Source organism: Shewanella sp. Iso12 (genome assembly GCF_012030025.1).
In the GTDB taxonomy this organism is placed as follows: domain Bacteria; phylum Pseudomonadota; class Gammaproteobacteria; order Enterobacterales; family Shewanellaceae; genus Shewanella; species Shewanella algae.
In genome coordinates, this window is sequence record NZ_JAAUHW010000001.1 from 741,200 (window position 1) to 757,265 (window position 16,066).

A 16,066-nucleotide genomic window follows, 5' to 3' on the forward strand; every position below is an offset into this window, starting at 1 on the left:
ATCTTATTTCGGCTTCCTCAGGAATGAGTCTCATCTGGATCGGCCCTAGATCCTGCCCCCACAAGTTATCAGGGCCTTTTGCCGGCCAACTGTCTGAGCCCCTGCAGCAAAACCTCCATATCCTCACCATCGGTATAGATATGCGGCGAAAAGCGAAAGCCAAATCTTGGGCGCAAGTCTGTCTTGATCCCCAATCTGTTGAACACTTGCTGCGCCGCCTGCCTATCGGCGAAATCGACTACCACAGTGCCACTGCGCTCGCCGCTGATATTGGGCGTCACCACCTTGAGTTCATGACTCAGGGCACAATCCAGGATCCCCTGCCCCAGGCGCTGATTGTGTTGATAAATTTGACTATCGCCGAAAGCGCGCAGCTGCTGCAGTGACGCCGCTGCCAGCATGTAAGGCAATACGGAAGGCGTGCCCCCCCAAAACCTTTTTGCTCCCTTGGCATAGCGAAAATCATGGATATCGAACTCAAACGGCGCCTCATGGGAGAACCATCCCAGATCCACAGGCTCCAGCGTCTGGGCCAACTTATCGCTGAGCCATAAAAAGGCCGCTCCCGGGCCAGCACAACACCATTTAACGCAGGACCCCAAGACAGCATCAGCCTGCCACTGCCCCAAATCTATCGGTATGACTCCGAGAGACTGGGCAATGTCCACCACAGTCATTACTCCTAAGCTTCGGGCCAGAGCGCAAATTTCACTCACAGACTGCAACTGACCGGTTTCGGAAATGGCATGGGTGATAAAGGCCAGCGCCACATCCTCTCCCAAAGCCTGTTGCCACTGACTCAAAGACACCAGCCCGGCTTGCGGCTCAAGCAGCTGCAGGCGGTAGCCCTTCTTCTCGGCCTGTTGCAGTACAAACCCCATGGAGGGGAAATCCAGTTCAGTGGCCAAGATCCGCTGACCGGGCTTGGCATTCGGCAGGGCGCCGACCAGCTTGGATAAAGCCGAAGAGAGATTCAGCTGCGGGCAAAAGCCACTGGTGGGAACTCGGGTCAAAGCCGCAAGTTGCTGCAAAAACTGCTCAACCCCCTCGAGCCACACAGGCCAGGCGTCACCGCCTTGATGCTTCCAGGCGCCGAGAAACTCGCTGGCCGCAGCTTCGCAGCCCTTTGGCATGGCGCCCACAGAGTGGGACAAAAAATAGTGCCCTTCGGGCAGATGAAAACGCGATTTCAACGACATTCCAGGCTCCTCAGTCGGCAATCGAGTCGCGTTTGACACCGTAAACACCGCCCCAGATATCTGTCATCTGACCGCGAATTTGCCACAGTTTAGGGAAAAACTGCATCTTCATACCTGAGTTAAGGATTTCAGTGCTGCGCCCCTTCAGCGACATGCTGTCTATGCCTATGCTTCTGTGGATGAGTTTGATGTGATGGTAACGGAAGTGCTGAAACAGCTGGTCGTACTCTATCATGGCCTCGGCCACCATATAGCTTTCATCATGACGGTATTCACTGTTGTATATCTGCTCGACCGTCAGCCCCTTTTGCTCAAGGTAGACTCGCTCAAAGGTGAGCCACAGCGGCTTATAAAGCTGCAACAGGGTTCTGAATCCCGGTGATTCCTGACCGCTGCCGTTGCCCAGTTGCAGTCGAATGGCCTGATAATCCTTGATAGACATAGTGTCGAGAATACTCAGTTGCTCGATAAGAAACCCCATCGCCTTATGTACCCTGGCAAACAGGGTCAACACCTTGAAGGTCTCCCCTGCGGCCATACGCTCATCAATCTCCAGCAGGGTGTAGCAGATGAGCTTCATCCACAGCTCCTCCGACTGATGCACTATTTGAAACTGCAGCTCATCGGCGTTACACAGCTGCTCATAGGGCTTCTGACAGCTGAGCAATTTGGGAGTATTGAGGTACTTTTCATAATCCAGTCGACCCTCTCCGGCCATGCTGGCATATATCTGCTCGCGATCCATGATGCCTTATCCTTATTCTTGTGTTGTTAACCATAAATTAACATTCAACTTGCCAAGCTAAGGCATAGCGTGGCAGGCAACAAGGGCAGCGAAGCGATCCGCAAAGAACAGCAGTGTCAAATATTGTTGGCAGGGCTGCCGGACTGCAGCCCTGATTAGGGGGGAGGAAGAATGCTTACAGATAGGGACGAACCAACTCCGCCATCATCTCTATATGGCGCGGTCTGTCGTTGAGCGCCGCTATATAGCGGAATGACTTACCACCGGCCTGTTCGAAAAACTCACGGTTCTGCCCGGCAATCTCCTCCAGAGTTTCCAGGCAGTCGGCGCTGAATGCAGGACAGGCAACGGCTACATCTGTGATCCCCTGCTTTGGCAGAGCCATCATGGTTTCATCCGTGTAAGGGCCCAGCCATTTGGCCTTGCCGAAACGGGACTGGAAGCTACTGATCACATCATCCTCTGCCAGCCCAAGACGCTCGACCAACAATCTTGAGGTCTTGATACAGAAGCAGTAGTAAGGGTCGCCCAGCTTGAGATTCCGCTCCGGCATACCATGGTACGACAGCACCAATTTCTGCGGTTTACCGTGTTGGGCAAAGTCTACTTCGATGGACTCGGCCAGCGCCTCGATAAACAGCGGATTATCGTGGTAGGTATGGATAAAGTGCAGCGACGGCAGGTAACGCCATTGAGTCAACTCTTTGGCTATGGCATCAAATGCAGAGCCCGTGGTAGGGCCGGCATATTGAGGATAGAGCGGCAGCACAACCAGTTTATCGACCCCTTGATTGTGCAGGCGTTTGAGCACATCGCCCACCGCCGGGTTGCCGTAACGCATCGCCAAGGCAACTTCGGCTTCAACGCCTTCGGCCTTGAGTTTTTCTGCCAAGGCCTGGGTCTGGCGCTCACTGATATCCATCAGTGGCGAGCCCTTATCAGTCCACACCTCACGGTAAAGGGCCGCCGATTTGGCCGGCCTGACCCTGAGAATAATGCCATGGAGAATAAGCTTCCACAGCGCCTTGGGGATCTCCACCACCCTGGGATCGGAGAGAAATTCGGCCAGATAACGCCGCACCGCCGCGGGTGTCGGTGCGTCCGGCGTCCCCAGATTCAACAGCAATATCCCGGTTTTACCACGCCCGGCGTGGCCCTTGTCTTTATCAAGACCGATAAACTTAGCCAAAATCACCTCAGATAGAAAACGAATAAGTCAGATATTAAAGCACAGATTCAATCGCTTTGATCAATTCATCACTATCGGGTTTGACTCTGGAGTTAAAGCTCTGCACCTGTTTACCGTCGCCACTGACCAGGTACTTATAGAAGTTCCACTTGGGCGCGCCGGCCTGCTGCCCCAGATAGGCAAATACCGGGTTCACATCACTGCCGCGAACCGCAGAGGTGGCCACCATAGTAAAGGTCACTCCATAGTTGATGTAGCACACCTTGGCGGTATCTTTCTCTTGGTTTTCTTCCTGGAAGAAGTCATCGGATGGGAAACCTATCACCACCAGCCCGCGCTCGCGGTAGTCCTTATGCAGGGCTTCAAGCGCTTTGAATTGAGGCGTAAAACCACAATTGCTGGCGGTATTGACCAGAAGCACAGGTTTACCTTGGGTGAGTTCACATAGGTCGACAGACTCCTGGGAATGGAGCTTTCTCAACTTGATATTGAGGTAATCGGGGCACTGACCGGCAAAAGCCGCCGTGGGCGCTAAAGCCAATGCTGTAAAAGCCAGCCTCTTCAATGCAGGCCCGGTTAAATTCAATCTTGCCAAGGGCTTGAACACCTTCACCATAACACCTCCATTTGTTTTTATTCTTACCAGCTTCAGCCGTTAAAAGTAGAAGCCAACATTGATATTCAGCCTTGAATGCCAGCTGCTGTCGCCTTCGGCAATACCTATGCCGGGGCCGTTGACAAACCACATGTTTTTACCGGCGATCCAGTCCACGTAGGAGTAAAACTTACCGGCGCTGATGGCGCATCCTGTGACATTCTGCACCGAATCATCCAACCCGGTACCCGAGGCAAATACCTGGCTGTAGTCGTTATAACAGTTGAGCTGAGTGATAGGGCCCCAATCAACATCTATGGTGCGCGAAAGGTTAAATGTGAGCACATCGGCCTCGGCCGCTATCTCAAACGGGTAGGCAAAGGCCGACAGTGCCAAACGCTCGCCTGGCATGTCATAGTCATAATGCAGATACTGCACCTGAGTCTGCCAGGCGTGCCAATCCATTTGCCAATGGACTGCTACCGCCAAGCCATCTGTGTCTTCACCGGCAACGGCGCCGGCCATTGGCTTGTAGTCCAAACGGCTATATTGCACAGAAGCGCCCAGTTTATGGGCAAACTCGCCATACTTCAGGCTGCGCTCGACTCTGACGTTAAACTGCCCTGCCTCTTCATAGGGGGCGTTTTCTGTGGTGGCGACATCGAAGGAATAGCGCTTGAAGCGGCTACCGTCGCCATATTCATCATTGGCAAACCAGGCGAGATCGTAGCGCCAGCCGTCCTTGTTGTACTGCCAGTGAATACCGGCATCATAGTCGTCTTCAAAGCCGAGATAATAAGTCGCGCCGAACCAGAAGGAATGAGCCGCATAGGGCAGCAAACCGAAAGGCACCTGGGTGACCCCGAGGCGAATGTCCGAGTTTTCTGAAAAGCGATAGCCAAAGAAGGCATGCTGGATCACATCCTGATCCTGATACCAGCGGTACTGAGCCGACGCGAACAGTTCTCCGTTATCGTATTTGACATCGGCGCGAAACAGCTCGAACTCCAACTTGGCATCGTCATCATAGTCTTTCCAGCCATAGTTGACTCGTACCGCCCCGCCGATATCCAGCTCGTCGGAAACCGGCACGGCTGCGGCCGGCAGAGTGAAACAACCGGCCAGAGCCAGACCCAAAGCTGAAAATAAAGTGGTTTGCTGCAATTGCATTCCCCTTCCATCCTTTTCACAAAACAGGCGCAACACAATAACAAAAAGATAGCTCTTTTTCGAACAATCCACTCAATACAAACAAAAAAGGCGTCATTCCGACGCCTTTTGCAGTGCTTTCCCACTAATCCATATCCAGGGTGACTCCCTCCATGAAACCTGAATTGCCGGTGTCATTGCTGTGGAGTTTAATCATGAGTCGCAGGTCGTTAGGCGAGTCGGCATGATGCAGTGCATCGGCGTAACTGATCTCCCCTTCACAATAGAGCTTGAACAGCGCCTGGTCGAAGGTTTGCATCCCCTGCTCGTTGGACTTGGCCATGGTGTCCTTGAGCACGTGCAGCTCGTTCTTTTGAATAAGACTGGCCACCCTGGGGGTGTTGATCAGCACTTCGATGGCTGCGCGACGACCACTGCCGTCCACCTTGGGCACCAACTGCTGGGCCACAATACCGCGCAAGTTAAGCGACAGGTCAAATAGCAGTTGTTGGTGCTTACTCTCTGGCACCAGGTGCATGATGCGATCCAGCGCCTGGTTGGCGTTGTTGGCGTGCAGGGTTGCCATACACAAGTGGCCGGTTTCTGCGAACGACAGGGCAAACTCCATGGTTTCCTGGGTACGGATCTCACCGATAAGGATAACGTCCGGCGCCTGGCGCAATGAGCTCTTGAGCGCCGCATCAAACGACTCAGTATCTATGCCCACTTCCCGCTGGGTGATAATGCTCTTGCCGTGTTGGTGAACAAATTCCACCGGATCTTCGATGGTGAGTATGTGTCCCCTGGCATTGGCATTACGGTAACCGATAAGTGCCGCCAGCGAGGTGGACTTACCCGTACCGGTTCCCCCTACCATGATCACCAATCCGCGCTTGCTCATTACCAAGTCTTTGAGAATGGGCGGCAGGTACAGCTGCTCCACAGTAGGGATCTTGGTTTCGATGCGCCGCATCACGCAGCCCGCCGACTCCCGTTGCCAGAAGGCACTGACCCGGAAACGCCCCAGCTCTTTGGCGCCCACGGCAAAGTTACATTCGCGGGTCTCGTGAAACTCCTTTTTCTGCTCCGGCGTCATCAAAGACTCAACAAACTCCAGCGACTGCGCCGGGGTAAAGGCGTTTTCCGCCAGCGGTCTGAGTTCACCGTCCACCTTGGCACTGGGAGGAAAGGCCGCGGTAATAAAGAGATCCGAGGCCTTGCGATCCACCATAGCCTTGAGAAAAGGTCTGACTTCCATGGGAACTCCTTAGAAATTCGCTTGTTTGTTGGAGCTCTTGGCCATGGCATCTTCCCGACTGATCAAGCCGCGATTCACCAGGTTCTGCAGGCTCTGCTCCAAAGTTTGCATGCCATGGGCCATACCGGTTTGGATAGCAGAATACATCTGTGCCACCTTGTCCTCACGGATAAGGTTTCGGATAGCCGGGGTTCCCATCATGATCTCATGGGCCGCCACCCGGCCGCCGCCAACTTTCTTGATCAGGGTCTGGGAGATAACCGCCTGCAACGACTCAGACAACATGGTACGCACCATGTCCTTCTCGCCTGCGGGGAATACGTCAACCACACGGTCAATGGTCTTGGCCGCCGAGGTGGTGTGCAAGGTACCGAACACCAAGTGGCCGGTTTCTGCCGCGGTCATCGCCAGGCGTATGGTTTCCAAATCCCGCATCTCACCGACCAGGATGACATCCGGGTCTTCACGCAGGGCGCTTCTGAGGGCGGCGTTAAAGCTGTGGGTATGGCGATGCACTTCCCGCTGGTTGATAAGGCATTGCTTGTTTTGGTGCACGAATTCGATAGGGTCTTCAATGGTGAGAATATGATCGTGACGGTTCTCATTGACGTAATCTATCATCGCCGCCAGGGTGGTACTCTTACCCGAACCTGTGGGGCCGGTTACCAGCACCAGGCCGCGAGGATATGAAGCGATTTTCTTGAAGATTTCCGGCGCGCCCAGTTGTTCCAAAGTCAAAATGTCGCTGGGAATAGTACGAAAAACCGCGGCGGCGCCGCGGGACTGATTGAAGGCATTGACACGAAAACGCGCCAGATTGGGAACTTCAAAGGAAAAGTCGATTTCCAGAAACTCTTCATAATCCTTACGCTGCTTGTCATTCATTATGTCGTAGACAAGTCTGTGAACCCCTTGGTGATCAAGCGCAGGGACATTAATCTTTCTGACCTCGCCGTCGACGCGTATCATGGGAGGCACACCGGCCGACAGGTGCAGATCCGAAGCGTTATGCTTTACACTAAAGGCCAATAATTCAGTGATTTCCATAGTTTGGGATATCCGTTCAACCAAAAAGTTTACATCATGACAACAATAGCAGACAGACTGGCGCTAGCCCAGCGCAGGATAGCTCAAGCGGCGCAAATTTCGTCCCGAAATGCAAGCGAGATCAAGCTGCTGGCTGTCAGCAAGACCAAGCCGGTCGCCGACATTGAACAAGCTTATGCCGCCGGGCAACGTTGCTTTGGCGAAAACTATGTCCAGGAGGGGCAACAGAAAGCCATGGAACTGGCGCAGCGCTGTCCCGATATAGAATGGCACTTTATCGGCCCGCTGCAATCCAATAAATCAAGAATTGTCGCCGAGCACTTCCATTGGATGCACACCCTGGAGCGGGAAAAAATTGCCCGCCGCCTGTCGGAGCAGCGCCCAGAAGGCATGCCACCACTGGAAATCTGCATCCAAATCAATGTTTCGGGTGAAGATTCCAAAGCAGGAATAGCAACACAGAGCGAGATGTTTCAGTTGGCAAGCCTGGTGGACTCATTGCCCAACCTCAAACTCAGGGGACTGATGACAATTCCCAGTGCCGGTGAAGGCCCAAGGCTTGAGGCGGAGCTGTCGCACATGCAGCAACTGTTTGCCGAGCTGAAGCTCAAGTTTCCACAGGTGGATACCCTGTCCATGGGTATGAGTCAGGATCTTGAGCTCGCCATAGCCAAGGGCTCTACCATGGTCAGAGTCGGTAGCGCTATTTTCGGCGAGCGGAACTACGGCTGATAAACCAGTCAATAAGATCTGAGATTGGCCGCTGAGACCTTGTTTTTGATAGTATTGGCCCAAATACTAATATCTCCCGCACGGTCAAACCCGATGCGGGATACACTCCAATCACAAGTGACAGGGGACAGCATGGCTCAAAAGAAAATCTGTTTTATCGGCGCCGGCAATATGAGCCGCAGTATCATCAGCGGGCTGGTGGGCAGCGGTTATCCGGCTGAATTGATCCAGGCCAGCAACCCAAGCACAGGTAAACTCGATGCCCTCAAGCGCGATTTCGGCATCCTCACCACCACAGACAACCAAGCCGCCTGTGACTGGGCCGATATCATAGTGCTGTCGGTCAAACCGCAACTGATGCAGCAGGTGTGTGAGCAACTGGCAACACTGCCGCTGGCCGACAAACTGTTTATTACCATAGCGGCAGGGATCCCGGCCGCCAGATACAATGACTACTTCGGCCAGCAGATTAAGCTTATCCGCACCATGCCCAACACCCCAACCCAACTTGGCTATGGCATGACAGGCCTTTATGCCGCAAGTGGGGTTGAGCAGGCGGATAAAGATCTTTGCCAGCAGATTATGGCCAGTGGCGGCGAGACCCTGTGGGTAGACAAAGAAGCGGATCTCAATTTGGTGATCGCCTTGGCGGGCAGCTCTCCGGCCTATTTTTTCCTGTTTATGGAAGGCATGATGGATGCGGCCAAAGAGCTGGGGCTGGATGAATCCAAGGCTCGGTTACTGGTGCAGCAGGCGGCTCTGGGGGCCTCACAGATGGTGATTCAAAATCCTCAGCTGAGCGCCGGCCAACTGCGGCAGAATGTCACCTCCAAGGGCGGTACCACCCATGAGGCGGTGGAAACCTTCCAGCGAAGTGATCTCAAGGGACTGATCAAGCAAGCAATGAATAACTGTATTGCCAGGGCTGAAGCCATGGCCAAAGAATTCTAAACGACCCAAGGGCGAAACTTTTCATGAATGAAGCATTGATTTACCTGATTACAGTCGTATTCGACCTCTATTTTATGGTAGTCATACTGAGGATCTGGCTGCAGCTGGTGCGGGCAGATTTTTATAACCCCTTCAGCCAGTTTATCGTCAAGGCCACCCATCCTATTGTGGCGCCCATGCGGCGGATACTGCCCTCCATAGGCAGTCTGGATACGGCCTCTGTGGTGCTGGCACTGCTGGTGGTAGTCGCCAAAATACTCTTGCTGACTCTGATGGCGGGCGAGGACTTCAACCTGGTTGCAACCTTGATTTTTGCCCTGGTGTCCTTGTTCAAAAAGGCCGGGGTATTGCTGTTCTGGATCCTGATCATTCGCGCTATCCTCAGTTGGGTCAGCCAGGGACGCAACCCGATTGAATATGTGATGATGCAGTTGACCGAGCCACTGCTGGCGCCCATTCGCCGCTTCCTGCCGCCCATGGGTGGGCTGGACTTGTCGCTGCTGGTGCTGATGGTATTGATGAATTTCGTCAACATACTGTTGGCCAAGACGATTCCTTTCTGGGCCATCGCTTGATGAAAGCCGTTAGCTGGGAGCAGCAGGATCTGCTGCTCAATCTCTATATCCAGCCCAAGGCCAGCCGGGATCAACTGGTTGGCCTGCATGGTGAAGAGTTCAAGGTGGCCATTACCGCGCCACCTGTGGACGGCAAGGCCAACGCCCACCTGACCAAGTATCTGTCCAAGGCCTTCAAGGTGCCCAAGGGGCAGATAGCCATAGTCAAGGGAGAACTGGGCCGCCACAAGCAGGTGCGTATTGAAGCGCCCAAGATACTGCCCGCTGAAATCGAGGCCTTGCTCTGATGCCATGGCAGCAGACAAGGGACTATAATCAATTCAACACACTTAACCTCAGGTAAAGCATTATGTTGCGCAAATTTTTGACTCTGCTTTTGTGTCTCGGCTCTCTGGCCGGTGTCGCCCAAGCCGAACAGAAGCAGACCGTCGGCCAGTTCGATATTCACTATATGGCGCTGGGCAGCACCTTTTTGACGCCATCCATCGCCAAGAGCTACGGCATAGAACGCAGCCGTTACACGGGTATCATCAATATCGCCGTATTGGATACCAGTGAAGAGAGCAATCCGGCAGTACCGGTCGAGATATCCGGCCTGGCCAACAATCTTATCGATGCCAGAATGCAATTGAAATTCCGCGAAATTCGCGAGGGTGATGCCATCTACTATATTGCCGAGGTGCCCTATCGCGACGATCAAGAGATTAACTTTCAAATCCTGATAAAACACGGCAACAAGCTCAACACCACTCTGGCGTTCAAACAGAAATTCTACGTCGATTGAGCAGCACATTCCGTCAATAGAGCGCCGCCGAATGAGCGGCGTTTTTTATGGCCGCCCCGAGTGGGTATTGACCGCCGACTTAGAGAAACGACAACAGCCATTAGGGCTCAAACCTTCCACGGCTCTACTTGTTTTCGCACCTTTTCATTGTCGCTGAGTGAGTAAACTCTTTTGCAAAATGGTACTATTGCCGGCATTGCGAAATAAGGAAAATCCAAGATGAAACAGATAGTGCTTGCCAGTGGCAACAAGGGAAAACTCAAAGAATTCGCCGAGATGTTCAACGCCTTCAATATTGAGGTGTTGCCACAAAACCAATTCGATGTGCCTGAAGTGGCGGAAACCGGCACCACTTTTGTTGAAAATGCCATTATCAAGGCGCGTCATGCCGCCGAAATCACCGGCCTGCCCGCTATTGCCGATGACTCAGGCCTCGAAGTTGATGCTCTGGACGGCGCTCCCGGCATCTACTCCGCCCGTTACAGTGGCGCCAACGCCACGGCCGAAGGCAACTACAACAAGCTGCTTGGCGCCATAGAGGCAACGCCTGCCCCCCGAACTGCCCGTTTCCAGTGTGTACTTGTGTATATGCGTCATGCCAAGGATCCGACTCCCATCATCTGCCAGGCCGCCTGGGAAGGGGAAATAGGTTTTGAACCCAAGGGCGACAATGGCCATGGTTATGATCCCGTATTCATTCCCTGTGGTTACCAGCAAACTGCCGCCGAGCTCAGCAGTGATGAAAAGAACCATCTCAGCCACAGAGGCAAGGCACTGAAATTGCTGCTTGAAGCCTTCAAACAACAGGGGATCCTCGGCTGATGCTGACGCTGCCACCGCTGAGTCTCTATATTCATATTCCCTGGTGTGTGCAGAAATGCCCTTACTGTGATTTCAACTCTCACGGAAAACAGGGTGAGCTACCGCAGCAGGAATATGTCGATGCCCTGCTTGGCGATCTCGACGCTGACCTGCACTATGTTCAAGGCCGGCAACTGCACAGCATCTTTATCGGTGGCGGCACCCCCTCCCTGTTCGATGCTGCCCAGATAGGCAGGCTGCTGCAAGGCGTGAACCGGCGCATTGCTTTTGCCGATGACATAGAGATCACCATGGAGGCCAACCCAGGCACCTTGGAACATGATGACTTCAGCGCTTACCGCGCCGCAGGTGTCACTCGCCTCTCCATAGGTGTGCAGAGCTTTGCCAAAGACAAGCTCAACCTGCTGGGGCGAATTCACGGCAAGGATGAAGCCGTCAACGCCGCCAAAGGCGTTGCTGCAGCCGGATACCAGAGCTTTAACCTGGATCTGATGCACGGTCTGCCGAACCAGAGCTTTGAAGAAGCCATGGCCGATATCGACACGGCGGCGGCGCTCAATCCTCCGCACCTGTCCTGGTATCAGCTCACCATAGAGCCCAATACCCTGTTTCATTCACGCCCGCCGCAACTGCCGGACGATGAAGCGCTTTGGCACATCTATGAACAGGGCCAGCAAAGACTTGCAGCCCTTGGCTACCAGCAGTATGAAATATCCGCCTACGCCAAACCCGGTTTTCAGTGCCGCCATAACCTCAACTATTGGGAGTTCGGTGATTATCTGGGAATTGGTTGCGGCGCCCACGGCAAGCTGACGCTACCGGAGCAGGACCGCATAGTACGCACGGTAAAGATAAAACATCCAAAGGGTTATTTGGCCACAGAGGATTATCTATTTGAGGTAAGTGACGTGCTGCCGGAAGACAGGGCGCTGGAGTACCTGATGAACAGGCTGCGACTGATGAGCCCCATCCCCTGGAGCGAATTTGAAGCGCGCACCGGCGTTGCGGCCAACACCCTGGATAAAGGCATGCAGCAGGCCGCCGAGCGCGGGCTGGTGGAGATCACTCCCGGTTACTGGAAGCTCACCAACAAGGGGCATATGTTCGTCAACGATCTGCTGTCGCAGTTCTGTTAACTCCATCTCTTATTAGCCTCCTCTTGCTACTGCCAAAGCGAAAGCAGCAAGAGGAAATATTTTCTAACATTTACGCCAAAGGAAGGTGTATATAAGCCCTCGTGGCACTCTGGCTTCCACAGCAATTGGCATTCAAGGCATCTGACTGAAGGCATGCCGGGGCCTGCCAAAGTCGGATAACGCCGAAAGCCTGTTGCTGTGGAAGCCCCAAAGGGCGTGTCTTACAGACCTGTCTGCTGTGTTGTGACTCTTGCAAAGGGCTTGCCATTCGCTGCGAATCACGCCTTGCATCCAAGCCTGTAAGCCAACGCAGAGCACACATGGGGCTTGTACACACCTTCCTTACGTTACCGTATTCCATTAGGATAAACTTCTTTAGACGCAAATGAGCCATAGCAGTCGCGGTTTCTGTGCGTCTTTCCTAACTCGGGCCATCGTCATCCGGCCTGCCATTGCCAAGCAAAAAGGAAGTTGTCCATGCCTATAACCATAAGAAAAAGTCTGTTGACGCTGGCCCTTGGCGCCGTTTTAAGCAGCAGTTATCCCCTTCTCGCCCAAGCCTCTGTCTCCGGGCAGAGTAACCAAGCATCAAACCTGGCTCCAGAGGTCATCAAGGCCGAATCCGCCAAAGCCAACGCCCTGTTTGAAGCCATCTTCAACGAAGATGTTGCCGCCAGCCCGGTGCGGCAGACCTTTCTTGGTATCAAGACAGATTACGGCAAATGGGACTCACTGGGAGATGCGGCCGATGATGCCGCGCTTGCTCGCGCCAAGCAGCAGCTTGAGCGCTTGTCGCTACTGGATCCGACAAAGTTGGACTCACAGAGCAAGTTGAGCCTGGAGCTGTTGACCGCCAAGCTGCAACGCCAGATCCGCGATGATAAGTTTCGCCACTACAACTACCCGGTCAACCAGATGTACGGCATTCACTCGCTGGTACCTTCATTGTTGATAAACCAACACTCGATAGCCGACGAAGCCGATGCCCGCGCCTATATCAGCCGTATAGCCGGGGTTCCTGAGCTGTTTGAGCAGCTGATCACCGCCCTCGAGGTTCGCGCCGAGGAAGGCATAATCGCCCCCAAGTTCGTATTCCCCCACGTGCTTTCAGACAGTCGCAATATTATTCATGGCGCGCCGTTTGATGGTGAGCCGGACAGCGCCATCTGGGCCGACTTCAAGGGCAAGTTGGCAAAACTCAAGCTGGATGAAGACACCCGAGACAAACTGCTGGATCAAGCCACCATCGCCCTCAAAGAACAATTGAGGCCAGCTTACCAAAAGCTGATTGCCTATCTCGAAACCCTGGAAAAACGGGCCGACAGCAGAGATGGTGTCTGGAAATTCCCGAGCGGCAGCGCCTTCTACAACAATGCCCTGGCCAATACCACCACCACAGAGATGAGCGCCGATACCATTCATCAATTAGGGCTGGACGAAGTCGCCAGGATCCACGGCGAAATGCGCGCCATCATGGACAAAGTTGGCTTCAAGGGCGATCTCAAAGCCTTCTTCGAGTTTATGCGCCAGAATGAGGGCTTCTACTTCCCGGACAATGACGCCGGCCGCCGGGCCTACCTGAGAGAGGCCACCGCCCTTATCGATAACATGAACTCGCGCCTGGATGAAGTGTTCAAGGTAAAGCCCAAAGCGCCTTTGATAGTCAAACAGGTGGAAGCCTTCAGGGAGAAGTCTGCCGGCAAGGCTTTCTACAACCAGCCCTCGGCCGATGGCAGTCGCCCGGGAACTTACTATGCCAACCTCTATGACATAATGGCTATGCCCAAATACCAGATGGAGGCACTGGCCTACCATGAAGGGATCCCCGGGCATCACATGCAGATAGCCATAGCCCAGGAACTGGAAGGACTTCCCAGCTTCCGTCGCTTCGGCTCTTACACGGCTTATATCGAGGGCTGGGGCCTTTACAGTGAGTACTTCCCCAAGGAGATGGGGCTTTACAGCGATCCTTACTCAGATTTTGGCAGATTGGCGATGGAGCTATGGCGCTCCTGCCGTTTGGTGGTGGATACCGGGATCCATGCCAAGAAATGGACTCGAGAGCAAGCCATAGCCTATTACATGGATAACACTCCCAATGCCGAATCTGACGCAGTAAAAATGGTTGAGCGGCACATAGTTATGCCCTCGCAGGCAACCGCTTACAAGGTGGGGATGAACAAGATACTTGCGCTTAGAGCCTACGCCAAGGAGGCGCTGGGTGAGCGTTTCGACATTCGCGCCTTCCACACCCTGGTATTGCAAAACGGCCCGTTGCCGCTGGATGTACTTGAGCAGGAAGTAAAAGACTGGGTAGCCGCGCAAAGCCAGGCTTGAAACTGAATCAACTGCCGCTCTCTTAAGCGGCTTTTTTATACGCTTGATTCCGTTCTGAAAACAGGCATAAAAATACCCCGGCCACCTGGGCCGGGGTAAACCAAAATCAGGATGATGGTTTTAAGGCCGACATTGTTTTAGTTCGAAAACCTGGGTCGGCATTGATAAGGGCTTAACACTCTGTGTTGAACCAAGCAGTCTACAGCAGGAGGGGTCAGTCCCACGGCACACCCGTATGTTGGTTCCACCCGAATCAACTGCAACCATTGTATTGATTTCAGAACAGACTGCAACAAGATTATTAAAAACCTTTAGGATTCACTAAACAATAAAGCGATAAAAAAACCAACAAAATCTCAATATCTATATGATATAAAAACAAAAAACACCCAAGCGGAACTTGAGTGTTTTTCATTGTTCTATTATAAGAACGATATTTCTTTATTTTTCCTGGCGCAGGGCAAACAGATCTGCGTATTTTTTGTCCCAATAGGGTGGTGTACCTATGTGATCCTTAATGAACTCGATAAAGGCACTCACCTTGGGAGCCAAGTGTTTACGTCTTGGATAAACCGCCTGCAGCGGCAGATGGTGGGTCAGTTGCCAATCGGGAAGTAGAGGAACCAGAGTGCCTTTTTCTATTTCATCTTCCAGCAGATAACTGGCGAGATAAACCACCCCAAGCCCACTGACAGCGGCAGACTTGAGCGCCGGCGCATTGTCGACTCTGAAATTACCCGAAACCCCTATCTCACAGTAGTCATCGCCCTTCTTGAATTGCCAGACGCTGTGCTCATGCCATTCACCGTGGTAAACCAAACAGTTGTGCTCCACCAGCTGCTCCGGCCGGGCCGGCATACCGTGGGCCGCAACATACCCGGGGGAAGCCACCAGCAGGAACTGACACTTCATCAACGGGCGGGCCACCATACCCAGAGGCAGTTGCTCTGACATGGTCAGCAGCAGATCCAGGCCTTCACTGACCACATCAACCTTATGGTCTAACAGGCTCACCTGCAGCTCGAGATCCGGGTGACGGGTCATAAACTCGGGCAGTGCCGGAATAATATGCATGGTGCCGAATGACTGGGAGATCCCTACCTTGAGCACGCCTCGGGTGGCATCATTGAGGTTGTGCACACTGGCCACCGCCTGATCCGCATCCCGGAGCAGTTCTTCCCCCTGCACATACAGCAGATTACCGGCTTCGGTGAGGCTTAAGCTACGGGTTGTTCGCTGGATCAACTGGATCCCGAGTTTATGTTCAAGATCGGCAACCTGGGTACTGACCTTGGATTTGGATATTCCAAGCCTGCGCGCCGCGGCACTGAAGCTGCCGGCACGGGCGACATGAGTGAAAATAGCGATAGGTTCTAACAGTTCTAACATGAAAGTCGCCTTAAGCCGTTTACAACACTGGTAAAAGCTTTCCTGGAAAAGCGACGGGCCTCACCGTCAAGACCCCAAAATGGGGTGTGGGCTGCCGGGTTTTGGAAAGCGCACTGGGTAGAGTCACTGAGTCCTGACTTGGGTGTCAGTTTTATTAT

16 protein-coding genes are annotated in these 16,066 nt (G+C 53.4%); 8 read left to right on the plus strand and 8 right to left on the minus strand.

Translation table 11 applies throughout. The annotated features are described in order from the left end of the window. Positions 1 to 68: 68 nt before the first annotated feature. From HCX89_RS03275 to HCX89_RS03305, 7 genes are all read right to left on the minus strand, one after another. Positions 69 to 1,199: an aminotransferase class V-fold PLP-dependent enzyme gene (locus tag HCX89_RS03275; RefSeq protein WP_107005681.1), complete on the minus strand. Its 1,131-nt coding sequence runs from the start codon at positions 1,197 to 1,199 to the stop codon at positions 69 to 71. Between the two features lie 10 nt (positions 1,200 to 1,209). Further along, positions 1,210 to 1,944: a tryptophan 2,3-dioxygenase family protein gene (locus HCX89_RS03280; protein WP_071237900.1), complete on the minus strand. Its 735-nt coding sequence runs from the start codon at positions 1,942 to 1,944 to the stop codon at positions 1,210 to 1,212. 175 nt (positions 1,945 to 2,119) lie between these two features. Next, the gene (hemH, locus tag HCX89_RS03285) at positions 2,120 to 3,133 is read right to left on the minus strand and encodes a ferrochelatase (protein ID WP_025009459.1); all 1,014 of its coding nucleotides are present in this window, start codon (positions 3,131 to 3,133) and stop codon (positions 2,120 to 2,122) included. Positions 3,134 to 3,167: 34 nt separating this feature from the next. Further along, the gene (locus HCX89_RS03290; protein ID WP_096141504.1) at positions 3,168 to 3,749 is read right to left on the minus strand and encodes a glutathione peroxidase; all 582 of its coding nucleotides are present in this window, start codon (positions 3,747 to 3,749) and stop codon (positions 3,168 to 3,170) included. A gap of 39 nt (positions 3,750 to 3,788) precedes the next feature. Next, positions 3,789 to 4,898, minus strand: a complete 1,110-nt coding sequence (locus HCX89_RS03295) for a hypothetical protein (RefSeq protein ID WP_167715043.1) — start codon at positions 4,896 to 4,898, stop codon at positions 3,789 to 3,791. 124 nt (positions 4,899 to 5,022) lie between these two features. Beyond that, complete coding sequence (locus tag HCX89_RS03300; RefSeq protein WP_025887558.1) at positions 5,023 to 6,135, minus strand: PilT/PilU family type 4a pilus ATPase; 1,113 nt, start codon at positions 6,133 to 6,135, stop codon at positions 5,023 to 5,025. A gap of 9 nt (positions 6,136 to 6,144) precedes the next feature. Beyond that, complete coding sequence (locus HCX89_RS03305) at positions 6,145 to 7,182, minus strand: type IV pilus twitching motility protein PilT (protein WP_025009461.1); 1,038 nt, start codon at positions 7,180 to 7,182, stop codon at positions 6,145 to 6,147. A 36-nt stretch (positions 7,183 to 7,218) separates the two neighbouring features. Here HCX89_RS03305 and HCX89_RS03310 point away from each other — a divergent pair, with 36 nt between their 5' ends. The 8 genes from HCX89_RS03310 (at position 7,219) to HCX89_RS03345 (ending at position 14,519) form a co-directional block, all read left to right on the plus strand. After that, positions 7,219 to 7,914 carry a YggS family pyridoxal phosphate-dependent enzyme gene (locus HCX89_RS03310; protein WP_144220311.1) on the plus strand — a complete coding sequence of 232 codons (696 nt, stop codon included), beginning with the start codon at positions 7,219 to 7,221 and terminating at the stop codon, positions 7,912 to 7,914. Positions 7,915 to 8,046: 132 nt separating this feature from the next. Continuing rightward, positions 8,047 to 8,865 (plus strand): pyrroline-5-carboxylate reductase, encoded by an 819-nt coding sequence (gene proC / locus HCX89_RS03315; protein ID WP_144159109.1) that lies wholly within the window; start codon positions 8,047 to 8,049, stop codon positions 8,863 to 8,865. Positions 8,866 to 8,888: 23 nt separating this feature from the next. Next, positions 8,889 to 9,440: a YggT family protein gene (locus tag HCX89_RS03320; protein ID WP_044733985.1), complete on the plus strand. Its 552-nt coding sequence runs from the start codon at positions 8,889 to 8,891 to the stop codon at positions 9,438 to 9,440. Beyond that, positions 9,440 to 9,727 (plus strand): DUF167 family protein YggU, encoded by a 288-nt coding sequence (gene yggU, locus HCX89_RS03325; RefSeq protein ID WP_037467122.1) that lies wholly within the window; start codon positions 9,440 to 9,442, stop codon positions 9,725 to 9,727. The genes HCX89_RS03320 and yggU overlap by 1 nt, the downstream gene beginning before the upstream one ends. A 62-nt stretch (positions 9,728 to 9,789) precedes the next feature. Beyond that, on the plus strand, positions 9,790 to 10,224 hold the full coding sequence (locus HCX89_RS03330; protein WP_167715045.1) for a DUF4426 domain-containing protein: 435 nt from the start codon (positions 9,790 to 9,792) through the stop codon (positions 10,222 to 10,224). Positions 10,225 to 10,443: 219 nt separating this feature from the next. After that, positions 10,444 to 11,046, plus strand: coding sequence for an RdgB/HAM1 family non-canonical purine NTP pyrophosphatase (gene rdgB, locus HCX89_RS03335; protein ID WP_025009467.1), 603 nt, complete (start codon positions 10,444 to 10,446; stop codon positions 11,044 to 11,046). Then, a complete protein-coding gene (gene hemW, locus HCX89_RS03340; protein ID WP_096141507.1) occupies positions 11,046 to 12,182 on the plus strand; it encodes a radical SAM family heme chaperone HemW in 1,137 nt (378 codons plus the stop codon). Before rdgB ends, hemW begins: the two co-directional genes overlap by 1 nt. Positions 12,183 to 12,659: 477 nt before the next feature. Further along, positions 12,660 to 14,519: a DUF885 family protein gene (locus HCX89_RS03345; protein WP_167715047.1), complete on the plus strand. Its 1,860-nt coding sequence runs from the start codon at positions 12,660 to 12,662 to the stop codon at positions 14,517 to 14,519. A 441-nt stretch (positions 14,520 to 14,960) separates the two neighbouring features. Here HCX89_RS03345 and HCX89_RS03350 read toward each other — a convergent pair whose 3' ends face one another. After that, positions 14,961 to 15,908, minus strand: a complete 948-nt coding sequence (locus tag HCX89_RS03350; RefSeq protein WP_025009469.1) for a LysR family transcriptional regulator — start codon at positions 15,906 to 15,908, stop codon at positions 14,961 to 14,963. Positions 15,909 to 16,066: the final 158 nt, after the last annotated feature.